The organism is Paraburkholderia sp. BR10141, from assembly GCF_056155635.1.
Genome location: NZ_JBMIQH010000002.1, coordinates 299,818 through 323,421, shown reverse-complemented (window position 1 = coordinate 323,421; position 23,604 = coordinate 299,818). Strand labels below are relative to the sequence as shown.

General features: G+C 64.8%; 20 protein-coding genes. 11 read left to right on the top strand and 9 right to left on the bottom strand.

The features are described 5' to 3' along the window. The first annotated feature begins 8 nt into the window (after positions 1 to 8). The 4 genes from ACOJB8_RS04060 to ACOJB8_RS04045 are packed head-to-tail and all read left to right on the top strand — an operon-like array spanning position 9 to position 4,096. Complete coding sequence (locus ACOJB8_RS04060; protein ID WP_475011090.1) at positions 9 to 1,139, top strand: glycosyltransferase family 9 protein; 1,131 nt, start codon at positions 9 to 11, stop codon at positions 1,137 to 1,139. Continuing rightward, positions 1,136 to 2,092, top strand: coding sequence for a glycosyltransferase family 4 protein (locus tag ACOJB8_RS04055; RefSeq protein WP_368618365.1), 957 nt, complete (start codon positions 1,136 to 1,138; stop codon positions 2,090 to 2,092). Before ACOJB8_RS04060 ends, ACOJB8_RS04055 begins: the two co-directional genes overlap by 4 nt. Before the next feature lie 37 nt (positions 2,093 to 2,129). Further along, positions 2,130 to 3,173, top strand: coding sequence for a UDP-glucuronic acid decarboxylase family protein (locus tag ACOJB8_RS04050; protein ID WP_069263071.1), 1,044 nt, complete (start codon positions 2,130 to 2,132; stop codon positions 3,171 to 3,173). Beyond that, positions 3,152 to 4,096, top strand: coding sequence for a glycosyltransferase family 2 protein (locus ACOJB8_RS04045; protein WP_475011088.1), 945 nt, complete (start codon positions 3,152 to 3,154; stop codon positions 4,094 to 4,096). Before ACOJB8_RS04050 ends, ACOJB8_RS04045 begins: the two co-directional genes overlap by 22 nt. A gap of 14 nt (positions 4,097 to 4,110) precedes the next feature. Here the strand turns inward: ACOJB8_RS04045 and ACOJB8_RS04040 are convergent, their stop codons facing one another. After that, a complete protein-coding gene (locus ACOJB8_RS04040) occupies positions 4,111 to 4,833 on the bottom strand; it encodes a PIG-L deacetylase family protein (protein WP_176732853.1) in 723 nt (240 codons plus the stop codon). A gap of 133 nt (positions 4,834 to 4,966) precedes the next feature. Next, positions 4,967 to 5,971 carry a flavodoxin family protein gene (locus ACOJB8_RS04035; protein ID WP_475011085.1) on the bottom strand — a complete coding sequence of 335 codons (1,005 nt, stop codon included), beginning with the start codon at positions 5,969 to 5,971 and terminating at the stop codon, positions 4,967 to 4,969. A 312-nt stretch (positions 5,972 to 6,283) separates the two neighbouring features. Between ACOJB8_RS04035 and ACOJB8_RS04030 the strand changes: the two genes are divergently transcribed. Beyond that, positions 6,284 to 6,901, top strand: coding sequence for an SAM-dependent methyltransferase (locus ACOJB8_RS04030; RefSeq protein ID WP_368729771.1), 618 nt, complete (start codon positions 6,284 to 6,286; stop codon positions 6,899 to 6,901). Between the two features lie 14 nt (positions 6,902 to 6,915). On the opposite strand, the gene ACOJB8_RS04025 is transcribed toward ACOJB8_RS04030, so the two are convergent. Then, entirely contained in the window at positions 6,916 to 7,599 is a 684-nt protein-coding gene (locus ACOJB8_RS04025) for a glycosyltransferase family 2 protein (protein ID WP_069263068.1), read from the bottom strand. Between the two features lie 386 nt (positions 7,600 to 7,985). Between ACOJB8_RS04025 and ACOJB8_RS04020 the strand changes: the two genes are divergently transcribed. Further along, positions 7,986 to 9,515 (top strand): FAD-dependent oxidoreductase, encoded by a 1,530-nt coding sequence (locus ACOJB8_RS04020; protein WP_368729772.1) that lies wholly within the window; start codon positions 7,986 to 7,988, stop codon positions 9,513 to 9,515. 126 nt (positions 9,516 to 9,641) lie between these two features. Here ACOJB8_RS04020 and ACOJB8_RS04015 read toward each other — a convergent pair whose 3' ends face one another. Next, positions 9,642 to 9,803: a DUF1328 domain-containing protein gene (locus ACOJB8_RS04015; protein ID WP_069263066.1), complete on the bottom strand. Its 162-nt coding sequence runs from the start codon at positions 9,801 to 9,803 to the stop codon at positions 9,642 to 9,644. Positions 9,804 to 9,960: 157 nt separating this feature from the next. Here ACOJB8_RS04015 and ACOJB8_RS04010 point away from each other — a divergent pair, with 157 nt between their 5' ends. Then, positions 9,961 to 10,428 carry a PRC-barrel domain-containing protein gene (locus tag ACOJB8_RS04010; protein ID WP_069263065.1) on the top strand — a complete coding sequence of 156 codons (468 nt, stop codon included), beginning with the start codon at positions 9,961 to 9,963 and terminating at the stop codon, positions 10,426 to 10,428. 464 nt (positions 10,429 to 10,892) lie between these two features. Next, positions 10,893 to 11,498 carry a response regulator receiver protein gene (locus tag ACOJB8_RS04005; RefSeq protein ID WP_368618333.1) on the top strand — a complete coding sequence of 202 codons (606 nt, stop codon included), beginning with the start codon at positions 10,893 to 10,895 and terminating at the stop codon, positions 11,496 to 11,498. Positions 11,499 to 11,509: 11 nt separating this feature from the next. Here the strand turns inward: ACOJB8_RS04005 and ACOJB8_RS04000 are convergent, their stop codons facing one another. The 5 genes from ACOJB8_RS04000 to ACOJB8_RS03980 form a co-directional block, all read right to left on the bottom strand. Further along, positions 11,510 to 13,849: a hybrid sensor histidine kinase/response regulator gene (locus ACOJB8_RS04000; protein ID WP_475011080.1), complete on the bottom strand. Its 2,340-nt coding sequence runs from the start codon at positions 13,847 to 13,849 to the stop codon at positions 11,510 to 11,512. Between the two features lie 330 nt (positions 13,850 to 14,179). Beyond that, complete coding sequence (locus ACOJB8_RS03995) at positions 14,180 to 14,926, bottom strand: endonuclease/exonuclease/phosphatase family protein (protein WP_475011079.1); 747 nt, start codon at positions 14,924 to 14,926, stop codon at positions 14,180 to 14,182. Then, entirely contained in the window at positions 14,923 to 17,181 is a 2,259-nt protein-coding gene (locus ACOJB8_RS03990; protein WP_475011078.1) for a VTT domain-containing protein, read from the bottom strand. The genes ACOJB8_RS03995 and ACOJB8_RS03990 overlap by 4 nt, the downstream gene beginning before the upstream one ends. A 119-nt stretch (positions 17,182 to 17,300) precedes the next feature. After that, on the bottom strand, positions 17,301 to 18,548 hold the full coding sequence (locus tag ACOJB8_RS03985; protein WP_342949738.1) for a phosphatidylserine decarboxylase family protein: 1,248 nt from the start codon (positions 18,546 to 18,548) through the stop codon (positions 17,301 to 17,303). Positions 18,549 to 18,683: 135 nt separating this feature from the next. Then, positions 18,684 to 19,685 carry an SDR family oxidoreductase gene (locus ACOJB8_RS03980; protein WP_368729773.1) on the bottom strand — a complete coding sequence of 334 codons (1,002 nt, stop codon included), beginning with the start codon at positions 19,683 to 19,685 and terminating at the stop codon, positions 18,684 to 18,686. 215 nt (positions 19,686 to 19,900) lie between these two features. On the opposite strand from ACOJB8_RS03980, the gene ACOJB8_RS03975 reads away from it, so the two are divergent. The 3 genes from ACOJB8_RS03975 (at position 19,901) to ACOJB8_RS03965 (ending at position 23,328) form a co-directional block, all read left to right on the top strand. Next, on the top strand, positions 19,901 to 20,092 hold the full coding sequence (locus tag ACOJB8_RS03975; protein ID WP_083245188.1) for a hypothetical protein: 192 nt from the start codon (positions 19,901 to 19,903) through the stop codon (positions 20,090 to 20,092). 235 nt (positions 20,093 to 20,327) lie between these two features. Beyond that, a complete protein-coding gene (locus ACOJB8_RS03970) occupies positions 20,328 to 20,840 on the top strand; it encodes a DUF421 domain-containing protein (RefSeq protein WP_069263057.1) in 513 nt (170 codons plus the stop codon). Between the two features lie 91 nt (positions 20,841 to 20,931). Then, positions 20,932 to 23,328, top strand: coding sequence for an FdhF/YdeP family oxidoreductase (locus ACOJB8_RS03965; protein WP_368602778.1), 2,397 nt, complete (start codon positions 20,932 to 20,934; stop codon positions 23,326 to 23,328). Positions 23,329 to 23,604 lie beyond the last annotated feature (276 nt).

Below are 23,604 nucleotides of genomic sequence, written 5' to 3'. Positions count from 1 at the left end.
ATGTGCCCATGCCGACTCTGCTCGACGCCCTCGCCCCCCGCCGCATCGTGATCTTCCGCGCGCTGCAGCTCGGCGACATGCTCTGCAGCGTGCCCGCGTTGCGCGCGTTGCGTGCAGCCTGCCCCCGCGCGCACATCGCCCTCGTCGGTCTGCCGTGGTCAGCCGATTTCGTGGCGCGCTACCCCACGCTGGTCGATGAGCACATTGTCTTTCCCGGCGCGCGCGGCTTTCCCGAACAGGCCGAGGACGAGCGCGGCCTGCCTGCGTTTCTCGACGCGATGCGCATGCGCCGCTTCGATCTCGCGATCCAGCTTCATGGCAGCGGGGGCGTGGCAAACGTGCTGGTCGACGAGTTCGGCGCGCGCGCGCTCGGAGGCTTTAGCCAGCCCGGCGAAGCGCCGCCGCCCGGCTGTTACCTGCCGTGGCCCGACGCGCTGCCCGAGCCGCAGCGCTACCTCGCGCTGATGCACGCGCTGGGCGCGCGAGGCCATGCGCTGCGCGACGACACCCTCTGGTTTCCGCTCTACGACGCGGACTACGCTGCGTGCGACGACCTCGTCGAGCGCTTTGGACTCGAGCCCGGGCGGCTCGTGCTCGTGCATCCGGGTGCACAGCTGCCCTCGCGGCGCTGGCCGGCCCAGCGCTTTGCCGCCGTTGCCGACGCGCTCGCCTTCGACGGCTGGCAGATCGCCGTGACAGGCACCGCAGGCGAACGCGAGTTGACCGCGAGCGTACTGGGCGGCATGACGCAGACGGCTCATCATCTCGCGGGCGAAACCACGCTCGGTGCGCTGGCGGCGCTCGTGCGCCAGGCCCGGCTCGTGCTCTGCAACGACACGGGCATTTCGCATGTGGCGGCCGCCATGCGCACGCCGAGCGTGGTCGTCGCCTCAGGCAGCGACACGCGGCGCTGGGCGCCGCTCGACCGCGTCCGGCACCGCGTGCTCGCCGACTGGCCCGCTTGCCGCCCCTGCTCGTTCCACGCCTGCCCGTATGGCCACCCTTGCGCGCTCAACGTGAGCGCCGAGCAGGTCGCGGCCGTTGCGCAAGCGCACTTGCTCGATACCCACCGCATGCCCGGCTTCGCAGCCCGGGGAAGCGTTGCCCCCATGCCGATGAGGAGGACCCCGCCATGCTGATGCGAAACACGCGGCCCTTGCGTGTGCTCACCTGGCACGTACACGGCAACTATCTTTATTACCTTACGCAGGCGCCGCACGACTTCCATGTCGTGACCAAACCGGGGCGCCCGTCGGGCTACGCGGGCCGCGCGGGTGTGCTTCCCTGGGGCGCGAACGTCCATGAGGTCGTTGCCGAGGACGTCGCCTCGAATGAGTTCGACGTAGTCGTGTACCAGCAGCGCAGCCATTGGGAGCATGACCGGTTCGAGCTGCTGAGCGACGCGCAGCGCCGCTTGCCGCGCGTGTATATCGAGCACGACCCGCCGCAGGAGGCGCCGTTTGCGCAGCGGCACTGGGTAGACGACGGCGGCGCGTTGCTCGTGCACGTCACGCCGTTCAACGCGCTCATGTGGGACAGCGGCGCGACGCCCACGCGCGTGATCGAGCATGGCGTGCTCGTGCCTGAAGGCGCGCGCTACACGGGCACGACGCCGCGCGGCATCGTCGTCGTCAATCATCTGCGCGAACGGGGGCGGCGGCTCGGCGCCGACGTGTTCGCGCAGGTTCGTCACAAGGTGCCGCTCGATCTCGTGGGCATGGAGGCGCAAAGCCTCGGCGGCATCGGCGAGATTTCGAATGTCGAGCTCGCGCAGTTCGTGTCGCGCTACCGCTTCTTCTTCAATCCGATCCGCTGGACGAGCCTCGGTTTGGCCATTGTCGAGGCGATGATGGTCGGACTGCCCATTGTCGGGCTCGCCACGACGGAACTCGCAAGCGTGATACGCGACGGCGAGAACGGCTTCGTCGATACGCGCATCGACCGCCTGGTCGACTGCATGCGCACGCTCATCCGGGAACCTGCACTCGCACGGCGCCTCGGCGAAGGCGCGCGGCGCGGCGCGCTCGAACGCTTTTCCATCGATCGCTTCGCGCACGACTGGGATCTCGCGTTGCGAGAAGTGACCGCGTAAACGCGTGGCTTGCAGCGCTTTTCAAAGGACGGCAAACGTGAAAGAACTCATCCGCAAACGCATTCTCGTCACCGGCGGCGCAGGCTTTCTCGGCTCGCATTTGTGCGAGCGGCTAGTGGCGCTGGGCCACGACGTGCTGTGCGTCGATAACTTCTATACCGGCTCCAAGCGCAACGTGGCGCATCTGCTCGACAACGCCAACTTTGAACTGATGCGCCACGACGTCACCTTTCCGCTCTACGTGGAAGTGGACGAGATCTACAACCTCGCCTGCCCCGCCTCGCCGGTGCACTACCAGCACGATCCGGTGCAAACGACCAAGACGAGCGTGCACGGCGCGATCAACATGCTCGGGCTCGCCAAGCGCGTGCGGGCGAAACTGCTGCAGGCCTCCACCAGCGAAGTCTACGGCGACGCGCGCCGCCATCCGCAAACCGAGGACTACTGGGGCCACGTGAATCCCATTGGCCCGCGCTCGTGCTACGACGAAGGCAAGCGCTGCGCCGAAACGCTGTGCATGGACTACATGCGCCAGCATGGCCTCGACATTCGCATTGCGCGGATCTTCAATACGTACGGACCGCGCATGCATCCCCGCGACGGCCGCGTCATCTCGAACTTCGTCATGCAGGCGCTGGGCGGCGAGCCGCTGACCGTCTATGGCGACGGATCGCAAACGCGCTGTTTCTGCTACGTGGACGATCTGATCGACGCCCTCGTACTGCTGATGAGTCGCGCAACGCCCCCGGACGGCCCCGTGAATATCGGCAACCCGCAGGAAATCTCGATGCTCGACACGGCCCGCCGCGTGATCGCCGCCGCGCAATCGAGCTCGGAAATCGCCTTCGCGCCGCTGCCCGTGGACGATCCGTGCCGCCGTTGCCCTTCCATCGAACGCGCGCGCGCGCTGCTCGGCTGGTCGCCGCACACATCGTTCGATGCCGGCTTGAGCGCGACCATCGCGTATTTCCAGCGCGAGATCGCAAGCGCTGATCCAGGAGGCTTGCTCGCGAGCACCGCCGCGGCAGCGGCGAAGACGAACCGTGTGGAGACGCAGGTATGCAAGGTCTCTTCTTCCTGAACCGCCGCATCAGCGTGGTCGTGCTCACGCACAACCGGCGCGCCGAAGTCATGCGCACGGTCGCCTCGCTGTTGCGTCTGCCGGAGCGGCCCGAAGTCATCGTGGTGGATAACGGCTCGACCGACGGCACGCCAAACCTGCTCGCGCAGACGTATCCGGGTTTGCGCGTGCTGCGCTGCGAAGCCAACCTCGGCGCAGCCGCGCGCAATGCGGGCGCCGCCCGCGTGACGACGGACTATGTGGCGTTCAGTGACGACGACACCGACTGGCAGCCGGGGTCGCTTACACGCGCTGTCGAATTGCTGGACCGCCATGCGCGCATTGGCGTGCTCACGGCGTCCGTGCACGTGGGTGAGGAAGACACACTCGATCCAGCCTGCGCATTGATGGCCGCGAGCCCATTGGCGCATGCGGCTCATCCTCTGCCGAATCTGGTCGGCTTCATGGCAGGTGCATGCGTGTTCCGCACCGCGCTCTTCAACGCGCTGGGCGGTTATGAACCGCGTCTTTTCATCGGCGGCGAGGAAGCATTGCTTTCGCTCGATGTCTTGCAAGGCGGCCACGATATTGCTTATGCGAGCGAACTCAAAGTGCACCATCGGCCTTCGCTCGCGCGTGACAGCGCGCTGCGCCGCCGAATGCTGGCGCGCAATGCTGCGCTCGTTGCGTGGCTGCGTCTGCCCTGTGGCGAAGCGCTGACGGCGACGTGGCGGGCACTCGGCAGCGCGTGCCGTGCGGGACGGCCAGGCGAGGATCTTCGTGAGCTTTGGCGGGGCATAGGCTGGGCCCTGCGCCGCCGACGGCCCGTTGCTGCGCGCGTGCTGCGCATGCGCGCGGCCGTGCGGGAGGCAGAAAAAAACCGTGGCGATCGCGCGCCGCGGGGGGCCGTCGAGCACGCGGACACGTCGGCTTCAAATTGGTAGTGGAGGCGCTGTGCCTACGTGGGCAATGCAGGCCGCTCCACCTGCCAGTAACGCTCGGGCCGCTCCACATCCGGCGGAAACGGCCCAAATGCACGCATCTGGCTCGGATACGCCCCCACTGCGCGCCGCTTGATCGCCGCGAGCCGCCGAGCCGGATACCGGCCGAACGCCTGCGCGCGCATCGGGCTCACCCGCAAGCGCTCTGCTTCGAGGCGCTGGAAGCCTGCATCGAGCACACCGGGCATTGCGCGGTAAATCGCGTCCTCATAGGCGATATATCGTTTAATGCGCTCCGTTTGCAGCAGCGAACGGCACGCGGCGCCCACGAGTTGATGATCGGAATGCCACAGGCCGAACGGGCACACGGGCAGCCAGGCGCCGAAACGCGCGAACTGCTCGGCCAACGCGTGCGCAACGTCCGCGACGTCGGGCGTCGCGCCGTACTGTCCATCCAGAAAATCCAGCCACAACGGCGTCGCGCCACACAGCGCAAGCGCGCGCTCGTCCTCCCGCTTGCGCGCGCGCACGGCTTCGTGCGCATCGGCAAAGCCGCTGGCTTCATCCCATTGCGTATGCATCGGCGTGGCGGGTTCACCCGCGAACACCGTGCAAACGATCGAACCAGGGCACCTTGCGATGAGACCTGCGCAGCCGAGCACCGCGTCGTCCAGATGTGGCGAAACCACAATCAGCCGCGGCGCGCCGTCGCTCATGTCGTGAGGCAGAGCAATCGACATCGTTTCTCCTTTTGGGCTCCAGACGCCCAATGGCATGCACGTGATATGGCGCGGTGGTGCCCCGGATCGTATCGCTTGCAGCGCTTGCACGTAGCTTCTACAACTGCATATGGCCGTGCAATGCCGATCAGATTCATTTCGCACGCGGCGGCTCGATACCTTCGTCGGCGCGATGCAGCTTGCCCGCGCGGAGCGCGACCACCGCTTTTCCCACCGCGCGCGCCACGTTGGCCACCTCCTGCTGGAAGCGCACGTCGGCGTCGAGTGCGTCATGTGAGCTCGCGTAGGGTTCGTAGTAGCCCACCATGCGATCGATGCGCGCCGACGCGCCCGCGTCGACCCATCCCATCCAGTCGAGCCAGTCGGCAAGCGCGCGGCGAGTGTCCTCGATGCCTGCCACATCGCCATGCACGATCGCGCCGTACGCTCGTCCCGCAAGATGCCTGGGATAATGCCAGCCCGCCAGTTCAAGCGCTTTCGCTTCGTCCGGATGCTTGCCGTGAGTCGAGGAGGGATCGGGATTGCCGCCGTCCGCGCATACGAGCCGGTCCATCATCAGCTTGAGCGGGCTACTCACCTGATACCAGTACACCGGCGTCACGAAAATCGCGCCGTGGCAGGCCGCGAAGCGCTCGTAAATCTCCGCCATCCAGTCGTTGACCTGACCGAGCGAATGGTTCGGATAGCAGCTGCACGGCCAGTGGCATAGCGGCATTGCCGTGGAAACACAGGCCTTGCACGGATAAATGTGAAGGTCGGGTTCGGCAGCGAGGCGCGAGAGGTCGAGCATGTCGGCTTCGATGCCGGCCTGCGTCAGTTCATGCTCGCAGATCTGCGCGAGCCGAAAACTCTTCGACATCTCTCCCGGGCACGTATAGTCATTGCGCGACGACGCATTCACCACGATCACGCGGGAGCGCGTGCCGCTCTCCCGCTGGCGCCGCTGCGCGGCTTCAAGACGCTGGTGCGTCAGGCGCCATTCGGTGGAGAGGTCATAGTCGGGATCGGCGTAACCCTCCCCCGCCTTCGCGGTCAGCGGCGCCTTGCGTCCTTCGCTATAGGCATCCCAGGCAATCGTTTCGAGGCGCGCGAGCGCGGCGTCTTCGGCACGAAACGCGGGATCGTGATAGCGGGCCATAAAACGCGCCCGAAACGCCTCGCGCGACAGACCTTGCATCATCTGTCCTTTTCGCACCCGCGGCGTGCGTACTTCCGCCGGCTTCTGTTTCATAATGGATCCCTTGTCGATACGGCTTGTCGAACGCCTCTCCCGCGCAATTGGCGTTCCGGCTCGGCCCGTTGCCATGGCGCGCCGCCGCGGGCGCGCGGGTTGCGGAACGGTGTTTGCGTGCACACCTGGGCGCCGCCGCTGTGCTGCGCTCGCCGGCGCGGTCCTCGAGTCCGGCGAAGACTGGCGGCAGCGCTAAAACCCGCGATCGCAAGGATAACGATGGACCGTCCCCCCACATCGCTCGCCAGCTATTTCGACAGCAAGTTCGCCGCGAACCCCGATCCATGGCACTACCGCGACAGCTGGTACGAGGCGCGCAAGCGCGCGCTGCTGCTCGCGTCGCTGCCGCGCGAGCGTTATCGCATGGCCTTCGAGCCGGCTTGCGCAATCGGAGCCTTGTCCGCCGACCTGGCGCGGCGTTGCGAGCATCTGGTTTGCGCCGACTTCTCGCCTCGCGCCGTCGCCGTGGCACAAGAGCGCCTCGCCGCGTTCGCGAACGTGGACGTGCACGCGCTCGCCATGCCGCGCGACTGGCCCGCCGGACAGTTCGACTTGATCGTGATGAGCGAATTCGCGTACTACCTGAACGCAAGCGACTGCACTTCGCTCGCCACGCTAGCCGCCTCCTCGCTCGCCGCCGATGGCACGCTGGCATGCTGCCACTGGCGTCACGGCGGCGAGACGTGGATGCTGCAAAGCGCCCAGGTGCATGGCATCTTCGCGCAGGCGGCGGCAAACGCCGCGCTGCATGCGGTCGTTCAGATCGAAGACACGGATTTCCTGCTCGATGTCTGGAGCCGCGATCGGCTCAGTGTCGCGCGCCGCGAACGCGCGTGAAGACACGCTGAGACTCAAGGCGCAACCGACTGCTCGCTATCGTCCACGCCGTCCGCCCACGCGGCGAGCGTGTCGCCGAAGCCGCCGCGCGTACGCGCGTCGCGCCGCCCGCTGGTCACCACGCGCGGCGCCGCGCTCCACGCGAGCGTGGCGCCTGTCGCGATCAGCAGATCGACCAGCGCGACGTCTTCGCTGCAGGCAAGCGGCGGAAAACCGCCAGCGCGCAAATACGCGTGCGCCGCGACGCCCAGGTTTGCGCCATGAATGTGGCGATGCCCGTCCGCGTCGCGGTAGCGCCGTTCCCAGGTCGCGCGGGCGCAAGGCGCCAGCGCGCTCCAGTCGTCCACGCTCACGGGCCCGCACACGGCGTCCGCGGCAAGCGCGAGCTGCGCGGCAAGCCAGTCGGGCGCCACGTGACTGTCGGCGTCGGTGAAGGCCAGCCAGCGCGCGCCGCAGGCGAGCAAGGCCTCAGCACCGGCAGCGCGGGCGACGCCAACGTTGCGCGCTTCTATGCATAGGGCCTCGAACCCGAAGTCCGAGACGATCTCAGCCGATGCGTCCGTGCAGGCGTCGAGCACCACGAGCGGCCGAACCGCTTCGCCTCGCAGCGAAGGATGCGTCGCGGCGCACCGCACCGAGGCAAGACACGCGGCGATCAGGCCCGCTTCGTTGTGCGCAGGAATAATGACCCCGATCATTCGAACTCCATGGTGTTGGCGTGACATTGCGTCATGCCACCCGAAGTTCCATCGTGGCGTACGCAGCAAAGGCCAGACTGCATGCGCACGCATTTCGCGCTCGAGCGGCGCAGTCTCATCCCCTGCAGCGCACGCCGGATGCCTGCGCCGACCGCCCCTATACCGGCGCCTGCGCGGCCTTCGACACCCGGGGTCGCAATGTCGACGCGTACGTACCGTTCTCGTCCACTCCTTCGCCGATGCCTCAGTCGAACCTTTTCGCAGCGTTGCGCCGGCCCCGCTCGCGCCCGGGCGCGGCATTGGCGCACGCGTCTCCCGGCACATCGATTGCGCTTGGGGTCCCACAGAAGAGACCGGAGCACGCTATGGCTGGATGGATCAAGGCAATGGATGTGGCAGCAGTGCCCCCGACGGCCATGCGGCGCATCGAGCTGGAAGGGGTCGCCGTGCTGCTCGTGAACGCGGGCGATCGCATCCGCGCATTCAGCGCGGACTGCCCGCATGCGGGCGCGCCACTCGAACAGGGCGCGCTTTGCGCAGGCCGCATCGTGTGCCCATGGCACAAGGGCGTGTTCTCGATCGAAAGCGGCGCGTGTCTCGAACCGCCTGCGCTGGAGGGGCTGACGTCGTACCCGGTGCGTATCGAAGGGGACGCCGTCCTCGTCGAACTCACGCCACTGCGTGCCGCCGCGCCTCGCACGCCCTCCGCGCACGCCAGGTCCGCCCGTCGTTTCGCGGTGATCGGCGGCGGTGCGGCGGGCGCAGCGGCCGTCGCCACGCTGCTGGAAAGCGAATTCGCGGGCGAGGTGACGATATTCACCGCCGAGCCGCAAGTGCCCTACGACCGTACCTGTCTCAGCAAATTCGTGCCCGCCGGCGAGATGACGCCCGACGAGGTCCCGCCGATCCTGCCCGAAAGCGTGGCCCACGACAAGCGCTTGCGCGTCGAGCACAGAGCGGTCAAACACTGCGACGTCCAGACAAGACACGTCACACTAGCCGATGGCGACATGCATACCTTCGACGCCGTGCTCATCGCAAGCGGCTCGGTGGCAAAACGACCCGATATACCGGGCGCCGAACTTGGCAACCTGTTCACGCTGCGCACCCTGGCAGACGCCACAGCCATACTCCACGCGCTCGCGCCAACCGAGCGCGCCGTGGTGCTGGGTGACAGCTTCATCGGCCTGGAAACGGCCTCGGCATTGCGTAGACGCGGCGTCGAAGTCACCATCGTGTCCCCCGCAGGTGTGCCGCTGCAACGCGTGCTTGGCGAGCGTATCGGCGGGATGTTCCGCGACTGGCACGAATCCCACGGCGTGGTGTTTCGGCGCGCGAAGGCGCTGCGCTTCAGCGGCGCGCGCGAGGTCGAAGCGGTCGATCTCGACGACGGCAGCGCGCTGGGCGCGAAGGCCGTGATCGTAGGCATTGGCGTGCGCCCGGCTACGCACTTTGTCAGCGGCGCCGAGATCGGCGAAGACGGCGGACTCGATGTGGATGCGACGATGCGGGTCTGCGGCGAAACCTACGCGGCGGGAGATATCGCGCGATTCACGCTCAGCAGCGCGTTGGAAACGCCGCAGCGCACACGCATCGAACATTGGCGCGTTGCACAGCAACAAGGACGCATCGCGGCGCTCAACATGCTGGGCCAGACGGCAAGCTACGACGGCGTGCCGTTCTTCTGGACCCAGCACTACGACAAGCGCGTCGACTATCTTGGGCATGCCGGACATTGGGACGATCTGGTGATTGCCGGCCGCGCCGGGGACGATCGCTTTGGAGTCCTCTACGCTGAGTCGGGCCGCCTTCGGGCCGCACTCGCCTGCGGCTACGATCGCGAGATGGCGCTCATGAGCGAGCGCATGCGCAGGCCCCTGTCCGTCGACGCAGCGCGCGGAATTCTGGGCTTTTGATCAGGCGAGCTGCACATCGGCCATAAGCGCCGCGCCATCGTCTTTGCCGGACCCCGTTTCGTACCTTTCTCTGCGTGCCGGAAGAACAGAATGCGATGCGGACCCATGACTCGAGGCGCTGATTCTTTAACGCCTGGTAAGTCCAAACAGCAAGCTCGCCAGAAAGAGGATCACGAAAATGACGAACAGAATTTTGGCGATACTCGCCGCGCCTGCGGCGATCCCACCAAACCCGAAGACAGCTGCGATGATGGCTATCACGAAAAAAACGATCGCGTAGTAAAGCATTGCCCGCTCCTTGAAGTATGCCAACCAGAGCGCACCCTCTGTGCCTGGGCGCGCACTGCGAGGAACTGGCTGTCAAACGGAGTGTTTGCGTGAAATGGGATTGCGCGGCATGCGGGATGCTGTTCAGTGATCGCCTCTAACCACCCTGGAGCACGAAATGACTACCTCTGATCCCCTCTCGCCCAACGCTGGCGCCAAGATCACCGGAGGCGGTATCGGCGATGGGCCGGGCCCTGAAGTCATGGCCGCCGCCACGCTCGACGGCAACAAGGTTTATTCGTCCGACGGCGAACACGTGGGCAAGATCTCCGACATCATGCTTGATGTGCGAAGCGCCCGCGTTGCTTACGCCGTGCTGTCCGAAGGCGGATTTCTCGGTATGGGAACCACCCTTCACGCGATCCCGTGGAGCGCGCTGACGCTGGACACTGCCGAAAAATGTTTCCGCGTCGACCAGACGGCCCAGCGCATCAAGGACGACCCCGGCTTCGACAAGGATCACTGGCCTTCGATGGCCGACGTTTCGTGGGGTACGCAATTGCATGACTACTACAACCGACGCCCGTACTGGAGCGCGAGCGGATCGCCTGTCGCGCGTAGTGGATCGGAGGACCCACTGCTCTGAGAGCCAATGGCGGAGGTTTGGCAGTCATGCCTCCCTTCGGCTATGAATGTCCGCGCTGTGGCCTCTTCGAGGCCCGGCGCGCGATCGCCCAGCGAGACCACGAACGCGCTTGCACGGCTTCATGAGAACGCTATGCAGCGACGGCAGCGCCGGGCGGCTGCATGCCATTCTCCCAATGATGGTCTGACTATTCGCGATGAGCCATCCTGTTAACCATACCCAACCTCACTATCTCCATGGTTCGCATCGCGATGCATGCTCTATTGTGGCCGGAGCCCCATATTTTCTTTTAATTCGTTTCCCATCGAATTCAGAATTAATATTTGTGCTCCGGGCCTGAAGGCTTGGCTTCGAATTCGCAAGGTCCGGAAAAGCTTCCGGAATAAATGCCAATTTCTCGCGACTGATCGTCTGAAGGCGTGGCGCCCCTATGTCCTTCCTTATGTATCTCACGTGAAATCTCCATGCTGAAGCCCGACGACGCGCTCGCATTCGGTACTGCGGTGGCCGAGCTGAAAAGAGCGACGCAGGACCTGGAACGCCTTGAGCACGATCCAGCGACGTCCCCCGCTGGGCTTGCGAGGGCGCAGGATCGCTATTATCTGTCTCGACTGGAGTGGCTGCGCAGCGAGTGCCAGCTGCGCAGGTCTGCCGCCCATGGCGTACCGAAACCAGCGCCGGTATCCGGACCGATTGTGATTGTTGGGCACGACAAGTGGGTCCGGGATTCGTTAGCCGTTTTGCTCGACGTGAAGGGTTACGGGCGGGGTTACGGGCGGTCGAAGGCGCGTGCCTTCGATACCTGGCACGAAGTCTGGCTCGAACCATCGCAACTGATCGTCGTCGATGTCTCGCTGTTTTCTCGCGGCGCCTCCACGTTGCTGATAGAGGGCTTTGATACCTGCATCGAAAGACCACCTATCATCGCACTGGTGTGGCCGCAGGACGCGCCGGCTTTCACCGGCAAGGTCGACGAGATCATCCACAAACCACTGGCGCTCAATGAGCTGCTAAACGCGATCGACAGGATCGGCGACTGCCATGTCGAGCGCATAGCAGACGACCACTGACCGCGTGCCGATCATGCTCCCGTACGGGCCGACTCAATGAGATCGCGCAACTGCTCTGCCGAAAACGGTTTGCGCACGGAGGCGAACTCAAAGCCCACATCGTGGGCGGGCGGCGCCTCGGTGCCCGAAGCAAAGATGACTTTCAGTGTCGGCACCCGCTGAAGTGCAATCCGGGCGAGTTCGATGCCCGACCCGTCGGGCAGCGCGATATCAGTGACAAGGATCTGCACACTTTCACTCACCTCGCGCAGGGCGCACTCCAGATTGCCGGCCTCCCGGACTGCGTAGCCCATCTGCGACAGTAGTTCGCTCACTGCTTCGCGGGAAGCAGCGTCATCGTCGACTACAAGTATGGAAACTTGCGGCGCGCCCGCGTTGGGTGCACTTCGCGCAGCGGGACGAACCGAACCGGGCCGATGTGCCAGCATGCGCCGTATTTTCCTTGCCAGCTGTTCACGGCTGTACGGCTTGCTGAGCAGATGCACCCCCGGGTCAAGCCGTCCTCCATGGACGATGGCGTTCTGTGTGTAGCCCGAAGTAAAGAGCACCTTCAGGCCCGGCAAGACACGCACCGCCATTTTTGCCATTTCGGTGCTGCGCATCGGCCCCGGCATCACCACGTCGGAAAACAGCAGATCAATCCTGGCGCCGCTCCGGATGATCACCATCGCGCCTTGTGCGTCATCCGCCTTCAGCACGACGTAACCAAGTTCGGTGAGCATCTCGATCACGGTGGACTGAACACGCTTGTCGTCTTCGACCACGAGAATGGTTTCTGAGCCGCCCGGAACTCGTGGCATCGGTAAAGGCTCCGGCTCGACAACCTCTTCCGTCGATCGCGGCAGGTAGATCTTGACCGTGGTCCCGTGTTCGACTTCGCTGTAGATCCGCATGTGGCCTCTACTCTGCTTGACGAAGCCGTAGGCCATGCTCAATCCCAGTCCCGTCCCTTCCCCTTCGGCCTTGGTGCTGAAATACGGTTCGAACGCATGCTCCATCACTTCCGGCGGCATGCCCGTGCCTGTGTCCGTAATCGCAAGCAGCACATACTGCCCCTCGGCGACATCGTCAGGAAGCGCGTGATAGTGGCTGTCGAGCGTTGTGTTCGACAACTCAAGCGTCAGCCGACCGCCCCGGGGCATCGCGTCGCGGCTGTTGATGGCGAGATTCAGCACGACATTCTCCAGGTGATTGGGGTCGACGAGCGTGTTCCAGAGACCACCCGAGACCACCGTTTCCACCTGAATCATTTCGCCGAGCGCCCGGCGCAGCATGTCGTTCATATTCCTGAGCATGACCGCAAGGTTGACCACTGCGGGCTGCAATGCTTGCCGCCGACCGAAGGCGAGCAGTTGTGAAGCGAGGGTTGCGCCTTGCTCGGTCGCCTCGATTGCCTTTTCGAGGCGCTCGCGGGACCAGGAATCGCGGTGGCGGCGCTCCAGCAGCTCGAGATTGCCACGCAGCACCTGAAGGACGTTGTTGAAGTCGTGCGCGACTCCGCCGGTCAGCTTGCCGATGGCTTCCATTTTCTGCGACTGCAGCAATGCGGCCCGCGCCTTCTCCAGCTGTTCCTGGGCAACCTTGCGCTCGGTCACGTCGCGCGTGATCTTGGCGAAGCCAACGAGTTCGCCGTGCTCATCCCGAATCGCATCAATGATGGCGTTGGCCCAGAAACGACTTCCGTCTTTCCTGACGCGCCATCCTTCCGCTTCGAAGCGGCCCTCACGCGCAGCGATCTCCAGACCGCGTTCGGGTAGCCCCTTCGCAGCGTCTTCGGGCGTATAGAACCACCGCAGGTGAGTCCCGACGATTTCGTCCGCCTCGTAGCCCTTGATTCTGGCAGCGCCGACGTTCCAGTTCGTGACAATGCCCTCTGGCGAGAGCATGAAGAGCGCGTAGTCGGTAACACCCTGGACGAGCAGCCTGAAATTGCGCTCGCTTTCGAGCACTGCTTCGTGAGCAAGCCGCTTGTCCGTGACATCCCGGACGATGTTTGCGAACCCGCTCAAACTTCCGTCCGGTGCCGAAAGCGGTATAACCAGGACGTTCGCCCAAAAACGTGAGCCGTCCTTGCGCAAGCGCCACGCCTCGGCCTCGCAGTGCCCGTGCTCACGGGCAGACTGCAGCATCGCCTCCGGCACGCCGGCTTGCCTGTCCTCGGCGGCGTGGAAAACGGAGAAGTGCTTGCCGATTATCTCCGCGGCATCGTAACCGCTGATGCGCGCCGCGCCTGGGTTCCAGGTGGCGACGATTCCCGCATCCGTCAGACGGAAGATCCCGTACTCGGAGACGCGAGCGATCAGCGCCATTTCCCAGGCCATCGCTGGGTCGGTGGATGAAGACTGGGACATGCGCTGCTCCATTATCGCGACTCGCTGCGCGACTCCCGGCGCTTCCCGCAAACCGCGGCGTCGAAAACGGCGTCAACAATGACTTTCAGCATTGGCCCTCCCGATGGAATCCTGAACAGCACACCCCAGAGTGGACGTAGAGAGCAATTTCTGAGCCTTGGGTGAATTCGTCCCGAGCCCGACATTGGAACAAGCCGTATTTCCGTGAACGAGTCCATCCGCGGCGGGCATACGGCCAGGGGCGATATCCTTCACACAAATAATCTGCCAGTTTGGAGGGATGCCTCGGCGCCTGTTATGTCGCTTTCCCACGCATTTGGCTGAGATAGCTCATCTATCGCGCGCCCCTGCCGCGATGTGTGCGACGACCGGCAGATGATCCGAGGCCACCCGTGCCTCGCCGTGGCTCCAGGCCTGCACGCTCGCCAGGCGCGACGCTGGATGCATCCACACGCGATCGAGCGCGAGCATGGGCCAGCGCGAGGGAAAAGTGGCTGGTGCCGGCGCTGCCCGGAAATGCCCGGCCAGCATGCGCAATGCGCGGCCCCATAGCAACCACTCGTTGATGTCGCCCGCAAGTATGACGGGAAGCCCCGGCCGGTCGAATGCTGTCAGCAGCTGGGCAATCTGTGCGCGCCGCTCACGCGGCCGCAAACCGAGATGCGTCGCGACCACACGCAGCGCCTCGCCGTTGCACAGGAGGTCGACGTCGAGTGCGCCGCGTGGCTCGCGCCCGCCAAAGGAGAGGTCGAGCGTGCGCGCCTCGGTCACAGGCCACCGTGTGAGCACCGCGTTGCCAAACCGGCGCTGAGGCGTATCAAGCGTCGGGCCCGCTACGGCCCGGCGGTTCGTGGCGCGGGCGAGTCCCGCCAAAACATCGGCGCTCGCCGCAGCCGCGCCGCCGAGTGGCACTTCCTGCAGCGCAACGATGTCGGCCTCGATTTCGATAAGCACGCGCGCAATGCGCTCCGGTGCGCGCGCGCCGTCCGTTCCCACTGCGCCGTGAATGTTCCAGGTGACAAGCGTCAGCTCGCCGCCCCGCCCGCCTTGCACCTCCTTCACGAGACCGGCTGTCACTTCGGGCCGCCTTTCGCCGCAGCGTTTCCTTGCGATGCACGCGCTCCGAAAAAGCGCTGCAGCGCTGCGGACAGTGCCACCAGCACGGCACCGATTGCCACAAGCAATGCCACCGACCCGACTCCCGGATGGTGCACAGCGGCGGCAAGCTGTTGCGCGAAGGTGGCACCGAGGATAATGCCAGGCCCCATGCCAATGAGCGTGCCCAGCAGATAGTCGCGCAGTCCGATGTGCGAAGCGCCCGCCGCCAGATTGACGAGCACGAAAGGGGCCAACGGGAGAATGCGCAGCACGACCACCGCGGCCACGCCTTGTTTGCCAAGCCGCGCCGAAAGCAGGTTCAGGCGCGAACCGGCGTGCCGCCGCACCGCGTCGCGGCCAGCCCATCGGCCGATCGAATAGGTGATCAGTGCGGCGAGCAGCGATCCAGCCAGCGCATAGAGACTACCCGCGAACGCGCCGAACAGCACCCCCGCGCAGACGATCAGAACCGTGACAGGCACCGAAGCGACTGCCGCAAGTGCATAAGCGCCCACCACGAGCACGGGCCCGAAGCGCGCGGCCGCGAGCGCCCGGGCCGCGTTGCCGATACTGGCGAGGTTCGCATAGCGAGCGAGCCCTGTGTAGTGCCAGGCGAGCGTCATCAAAACGGCAAAGAGCGCGCCCAGGCCGAGCAGCATGAGCCGTCCGGTAATCGAGCGTCCCCCGCGGCCGGGCACGAACTCGCGCACGACTTCGTCCGGCACGGCAGGTTGCTCCGGATCGACTACGGCGCTTTCGGGAACCCATTGGTCGAGCATCGCACTGACCTTCGGCTCGAGCACGTGCAGACCGCGCGTGCCGCCTGCACAAGCACCGATCACGCGGTGGATGTCGCCCTCGAATCGCACGAAAGCGGCGTCGACCTGCGCGCGATCCACGCCCAGATGCTCGGCAAGCAGCGCATTGCGCATCGCCGCGATCGCGGCGCGCACACGTTGGTCGCCGGCGGCTTCCAGCACGACGTTGCATTCTGTATCGAGCACCATCGATCGATTGTTGAGGTTCGCACTCCCAACGATCAGCAGCGCATCGTCGACGATCATGAGCTTGCTGTGGACGTTTATGGATACGTCACCTGAGTCGCCGCTCCAAGGCGAGTACAGTCGTAGCCGCGCATACCGGTCCATATCACGCAGTCTACGATAGAGTCGCGCGCGCAGCGTGCCCATGGTCGCGGCTTGCAGCCAGCCGGTCTGTTCGCGCGGCATGACGGCGGCGACCGCGGGCGGATCGGGCTGCGAAAGCCGCTGCGCGAGTGCGTCGCCCACGGCACTCGCCGTAAAGTACTGATTCTCGATGTAGAGGGTTCGGCGCGCAGCGTCAATCGCGGCGCGATAGAGGGCGCCGATCTGCTGGACCCCTTCGCGGTGGTCATGGGGAGCGCACGTAAGCGCAATCCCCAGCTTCACGTCCTCGATATCGGGCGCGTAGCCCGGGGGCCAGGGATCGACGCTTGCAGATGGGGATGCCGGCGAGCGGACCGGCTCAGTCGCAGGCCACGGGGACACTTCCTGCGCGCGCGGGGCCCTCCGCGAGATCCTCTGCGCCATATGCCACCGCTCGTTCGCTATTGCCGCTACAGTGCGGGCGGCCTCGCCGTCGAACATGGCCTGTATGTCATGGGTCGGTCCATAGTACTGGCGCGGACCGTTGCTCCGGCGCGGCTCATATGGCGCGTGCGCGGACGAATCCCAACGTGAACGGGCAAGATCAATGCCTCCCACGAAGGCCAGCCGGTCGTCCACGACCACCATCTTCTGGTGATGCGAGGCACCCGGTGGGTGATGGCTGTCCAGCCGCACGTCCATGCGCTTGCCGCTGCGCCAGCCCAGCTTGTATGCGGGCAACCATTCGCGCTCGAGCGCATACAGCATGGCAAAATCCCACGCCAGAATCCGAACGTGCAACAGAGGACGGCTGGCCACCACGGCGGCAAGAAAATCGCCGAGCGGCTCGGGGAATCCATCGCCCGCGCCCGCGGGCACAAGCGTCATGCGGCTGTCAATGTCCCAGCCGACAATGATCACGCTGCGGCGCGCCCGGACTATCGCTACACGTAGCGCCGCGAAATAGTCCGCCGCGTCGATCAGCAGACGGAAACGCGCGGCATGACGAACGCATTCGCAGGTCTGGCCAGGCTGGAGCAAGTTTGGGGAACCGGCGCGCGGGTCCTCGAGCGCACCGCTTGGACGCCTCTTGATCTGCGGGTTCATGCGTGGACCGGCGCAATTCGCGGTCCCGAATCACTTAGCCTGCATACGACCGGATCAGACCACGGCTGGTCTCGGCGCAAGTGGCCCCGTGTAGATCACGGTTGCCACTGCGTTCCGGTTCAAGCGCCGCTGCGCGCGAAAGCCAACGCCGAATTGACGCGGAGTGGCGGCACGTCGTCATGCCACGGTGGTCGCGGCGCGAAGCGCTCGACGACGCCCGGCTGGAAAATCAGGCAGTAGGTGCTTCCCCCGTACTGAAACCACCCGAGCTCGTCGCCCTTTCCAAGCTCATCGCCTGGGCGTACGCATATCTGGCATGACGAAACCTCGGCCATGCCCACGAAGACGCACGCAACTTCCCCAATGACAGGGTTGTCGCTTTCGATGACGATCACTGCGCGAGCGGCAACGGCAGTGGTGTAGCCCTGGGAGTCGTTAAGTCCACTCGGGTCTTCGCCCTCCGCTTCGGCATCCGAATAGTAGGTGCCGTCGACGTTGTAGGCTTCGCGGACCCTGCCGTCGACAGGAGCGTGCCACCGATGGTAGTTGTACGCGCTCAGATAGCCCTGGTACACCGTGCCACCGACAAAGCGTCGGGCAAGCGCCTCGTCGCTCGACGTCAGTATCTCCTTGAGCGAATAGGGCTGCGACTTGATCCAGAAGCGGTCGATCAGCTGCACGCCCTCGCGCACGTCGAAGGGCGACGCTTCGCACGCGTTCACGATCACGGCAGGATCGTCCGGGCTCGCCACCGGCCGGGCGCCGGGACGCAGATGGCGCGTAAAGAAACCGTTCCACGAATCGAAGCCCCAATGCGCTCGCGTACGATCATGGACGAAGTCGTCCATCCCGAGCTTCTCCAACGCGGGAGGGCTGAACCAGCCCTTCGGCGCATCGTTGAGCCATACGCGTGACCGTGGGCCGCTGAGAAACGCGCACCACGTATTGAGGACGCGACGCAACTGCGCATTGAACGCCGGATCCCGGAAAACCGCATAGCCGGACGGCATGCACATTGGCCATTCAAGAACGGTATTGAGTGGCGTGGCCATCGGTGCATCGCTGTCGAATGGCGGGCTGTATGTCGTCAGATAGTCAATGATGGCGAGCAGCTCGTGGATATCCGAATACCCCAGCTGCTTACCCTGCTCAAGCGCCTCGCTTATCGCTCGCGCGAGGTTCATCCGTAGCACCGGATCGCCGTCAATGAGTTTTCCGAGATCCTGCACGACGCTGGACAGCGCTGCACGCGCCGCGCGCGCTCGGGCCTGCCGCGCGATTTCCAGCCTGAACGCCGCGCTTTTTTGCTCCTCGCCTGGCATCCAGTTACCGAGGCGCCGGCGCACTGCTCCCGTTTCCATACTCATTGCCCTCCTCCACGCAATGTCGAAGTCCCAGCAATCCGCACGCCCGCTACGTTGGCGAGCCGCGTTCACGAACAGCCGTCCTGCCACTGAGCGAAGCATAGAGAGTGGCAACACGACGACCATTCGTCGCGATACTCACGGGTTGCCCGCTCCACCCGAGGCGCCGTAGATCTGTCCGGTAATGTACGAGGCCTGCGCCGATGCGAGTTCGACATAGATCGGCGCGATTTCTGCCGGCTGACCCGGCCTGCCCATCGGCACCTGCTCACCGAACTTCTGCACGTTCTCCATGGTCTGGCCACCACTCACTTGTAGTGCGGTCCAGAAAGGTCCTGGCGCCACACCATTGACCCGGATTCCCCGCTTGATCATTTGCTTCGCGAGCCCCTTGGTGAAGTTCGCTATTGCCGCCTTGGTCATGGCGTAGTCGAGCAAGTTAGCAGACGGGTCGTAGGCGTTAACGGAAGTCGTGTTGATAATTGCGGCGCCTGCCTGCATGTGCGGAATGGCCGCCTTGGTGATCCAGAACAACGCATACAGGTTGGTCTTGAGGGTCCAGTCGAACTGCTCGGTGCTGATGTCGAGGATCGAGTCGTGGCTTTGCTGTCGTCCCGCATTGTTCACGAGGACTTCGAGGCCGCCTAGCCCTGACACCGCGCGTTCCACCAGCGATTGACACGCCGCTTCGCTGCGGATGTCGACTGCCAGCGGAACCGCCTTGCGGCCTGCAGACTGAATCAACTGTACAACTTCGCGGGCATCCGGCTCCTCCTGCGGCAGGTAGGCGATCGCGACATCGGCGCCCTCCCGCGCGAACGCGATGGCGGCTGCGCGGCCAATGCCCGAGTCGCCGCCCGTTACGAGCGCCTTGCGGCCGCTTAGACGCCCGGTGCCGCGATAGCTCGTTTCCCCGTGGTCGGGCCGCGGCGTCATGCGTCCCGCGAGTCCGGGCCAGGGTTGCTGCTGGGCAGGAAATGGCGGATGCGGATAAGCGGCGCGCGGATCCTCCTGCGGCGTCGGACCACTCGCGGTACCCGGCTCCTGCGCCATCGCGGCGGGCGCTACTGCGGCAAGGACACCTGCCGAGGCGGCTTGCATCCAGTTGCGACGGGACGCCGATATTTCGCGGGAAGGCATGCTGGACTCCAATAGGGATGGGCAACGGAAAGGCGAACCTGTCTGTTTGTGCCCGCCTTCTGCGCATTCACCGTACCCACGGCCTCGGCCGGTACGCCGTCGCGGTCGGCGCTGCGGGAGGGTCTTCGCGGGCTGGGCATGGCGACTGCGCTCAATCCTGCCTGATCGTCAGGCCTGAAAACGCCAGACGGGCATTCACTTTCAAGGGGCTAGCCATGCAACGTACAAAGCCGGAATCTGGCCAGAATGAAATTCCATTGAATCCGGGTGACGAAGGCCAACCGGGCGCGCCAGGCGTAGGCGAGGACCTGTGCGGAGCCTGCCACGGCACCGGGCTGGTGCAGGGCAAGCGCTGTGCCGTTTGCGGAGGCACGGGAAAGGTCATGCAAGGAATCGGCGGCGGCTGAGCCGCCATCGCTGCGCGCGCCGCTTACGCTCACGTCGTGCGAGGCACGGCACAATGACTTTGCCTCGACGTCTGCTTGCTGGCGGTTGCGGTCCTGATCGCGCTGCTGGTTCATTGCATGCCGGGTATCGTTCCCGCGCCACGCACGGTTGATGCGTGGGAACGGGGCGGCGGGGTCCAGGCGCTCGCGTCGCCTCGCCCCCCGGTGCTCGAAGCAAGGACTGGAGGTGCGAAAAATGAACACACTGAACGCGGTTTTCGGGGAAGGCAAGGATCTCGACGCGTGGCAGATGGCTGCCCGCGCCGCAGCAGCGTTCCTGCTTACCCTCGTCCTCATCCGTATTTCGGGCAGGCGGTCCTTCGGGCAGCGCTCGACCTTCGACTATGTCGTTGCCATCCTGCTCGGCGCAACCCTGAGCCGGTTCATTGTCGGCGCGTCGCCTGCCGTCCCCACCGTCGCGGCGTCCCTCGTGCTCGTGCTGATGCACCGGGCGCTTGGGTGGCTGTGTGTGCGCTCACGCTTCGTCGAGCGCGTCATTGGCGGTCAGGCCCGTACGGTGTACCGCGACGGGACCTTCGATGATGCGCAGATGTCCGCGGCGCTCATCACGCGGGCCGATGTGCTCGAAGCCGTCCGCGTCGGACTTCACGGTTCCTCGCTCGATAGGGTCGAGGCTGCGCTGCTGGAAAGGAATGGCGAAATCAGCCTGATCGTGAAGCCCAGCGCCGACGAACGCAACAGCCGCTGACAAGGCACTGCAAATTTCGCCCCGGACGGCCGAGCGCGTGGAATGGGGCTTGCGCACCGGAAGCGCGTTCACGTCCCGCGCGAGGCATGCCATGGCAAAAGGTCAGAGATCGAAGGAAACGCCCCAGGCGCGGGAGAGCCGCCGGACTTCGGAGTATCCCTACGCCTCCGGTGGCTGGGGATCGCTGAAGGCCGTCACCCGTATCCTCGTGAAGGAGAAGGTTGCGCTCAAGGACATGAGTCTGCTTCCCCTTCAAAACAAGCCGGAAGGCTTCATGTGCGTGAGCTGCTCGTGGGCCAAACCAGCCAGGCCACACGCCTTCGAGTTTTGCGAAAGCGGAGCAAAAGCCACGGCGTGGGACACGACGCCGAAACGGGCCGACCGTGAATTCTTTGCTGCACACAGCGTGACCGAACTCATGCAATGGCACGACCATGACCTCGAAGAGGCGGGCCGCCTGACCGAACCGATGCGCTACGACGCGGCAACCGATCATCTGGTGCCGGTTTCGTGGGAAGAAGCATTTGAGTCGATCGGCGCCGAACTTCGCGGGCTTGATCCGAAGGGCGTTGTCTTCTACACCTCGGGCCGCGCGTCCCTCGAGGCGTCGTACATGCTCCAGCTTTTTGCGCGAATGTACGGGACCAACAACCTGCCCGACAGTTCGAACATGTGCCACGAAAGCACGAGTGTCGGCCTGAAGGAGGCCATCGGCGTGGGCGTAGGAACGATCGGCCTCGATGATTTCGACACGACCGACCTGATGTTTTTCTTCGGGCAGAACGTAGGCACGAATAGCCCCCGCATGCTCCACCAGTTGCAGGATGCGCGTCGGCGCGGCGTGCCGGTCATCACCTTCAACCCGCTGCGCGAACCGGGCCTCGTCGCCTTTGCCAATCCGCAGTCGCCCCACGACATGCTGCTGCCTGCGAACACGCAGATCAGTACCCAGTACCATCAGTTGCGTGTGGGCGGCGACACGGCGGCGATAACAGGAATCTGCAAGGCCGTTATCGAAGCGCATGACAAGGCAGTTTCACTGGGGCAGCCGCCGGTACTCGATCTCGTCTTCATCGAAGCACACACCAAGGGTTTTGACGAATTCGCGCACTTCGTCCGCGAGACCGGCTGGGACGCCATCGAGCGAGAAAGCGGCTTGCAGCGCGTTGCGCTGGAAGCCGCCGCGCGCGAGTATAGCGTCGCCAACGCGGTCATCGTTCATTACGGCATGGGCCTCACGCAGCACCGTCTGGGCGTCCAGAACGTTCGCATGATCTGCAATCTCCTGTTCCTGCGTGGCAACATCGGCAGGCCGGGCGCAGGTCCCTCGCCAGTGCGAGGACACTCCAACGTGCAGGGACAACGCACGGTCGGCATCACGGAGAAGCCCGAACTCGCCCCGCTGGACGAGCTCGCGAAGCAGTTCAACTTCGAGCCGCCGCGCGATAAAGGGTTCAACACGGTCGAAGCCTTCGAAGCGATGCTGGAGGGCACGGTGAAGGCCGTCGTCAATTTCGGCGGCAACCTTGTGCGTTCGGTGCCTGACAGGAACCGCACACAACCTGCATGGGCGAACCTGCAACTTGCTGTGAACGTGGCGACGAAACTCAACCGCAGCCATCTGGTGCACGCGAAGACCACCTATGTGTTGCCTTGCCTGAGCCGTATCGAAATCGATCGAACCGGTGGACATGAACAGTTCGTCTCGATGGAGGACAGCACGGCGCGTTTCCATGGCTCGCGGGGCGTGGCCGAACCTGCCGCGCCGACCGTACGGTCCGAACCCTTCATCATCGCGGGGCTTGCTCGCGCCACGTTGCGCGAGCGTTCGACCGTCGACTGGGAGGACTGGTGCGCGGACTACGCGCGGGTGCGTACGGAAATGGGCAAGACATGGCCCGCGATGTTCGCCGGCTTCGAGTCGAGCATGTGGACACCTGGCGGGGTTGTACGGCCGCTGCCCGCGCGCGAACGCACGTGGAAGACCAAAAGCGGCAAGGCAGAATTCATGGTGCCCGAAGCGCTTTCAGAAGATCCCGACATGAATGAGCGCGAGCCCGACGCGCTGCGGCTGATGTCCCTGCGCGCGGATGGCCAGTTCAACACGACGCTTTATAGCCTTGACGACCGCTTCCGTGGCGTGAAGGGTTCGCGCATGGTTGTACTGATGAACCGCGATGACATGGAGGCACGCGACATAGAAGAGGGCGACCGCGTAACACTGCGCACCATCGCGGACGATGGCGTTGTGCGTGAGGTTGCGGGCCTTGCGGCGAAGCCCTACGATATCCCCCGCGGATGCGCCGCAGGTTACTATCCCGAATGCAATCCCCTGCTCCCGCTGTGGCACTACGCAAAGGAAAGCAAGGTCCCCGGTGCGAAATCGATACCGGTGCGCGTGGTCGCGATTGAACCAAAGCGTGCGCGCGGAAGTGGGTCCGACAGCGCGGGCAGCGACAAGTTGCCTGGAGCAACCGCGTCGCACTAAGTGCCACGACAGCGGGCGAGTGGCTCCGACGGTGAAACTCCGTAGCGCCGGCAATGCGCCGCGGCGGTGGCGGCCTGCTTGATGTCGACAAGACAGGGTGGCCCCCCTGGAGAACACCTGCCGTCGAGCGCCTGCTTCATCGCAACCCTGACGACTGTCGGCCGTTCCGCGCGTTTCGTCTCGTCCGTGCGTGCGTCGTCGAACCCGCTCCTCCGAAGCCGGATCGCTTCGCGCCCGCCGTCCGGACATACAAACAACGCTTTTATCTGGTGATAT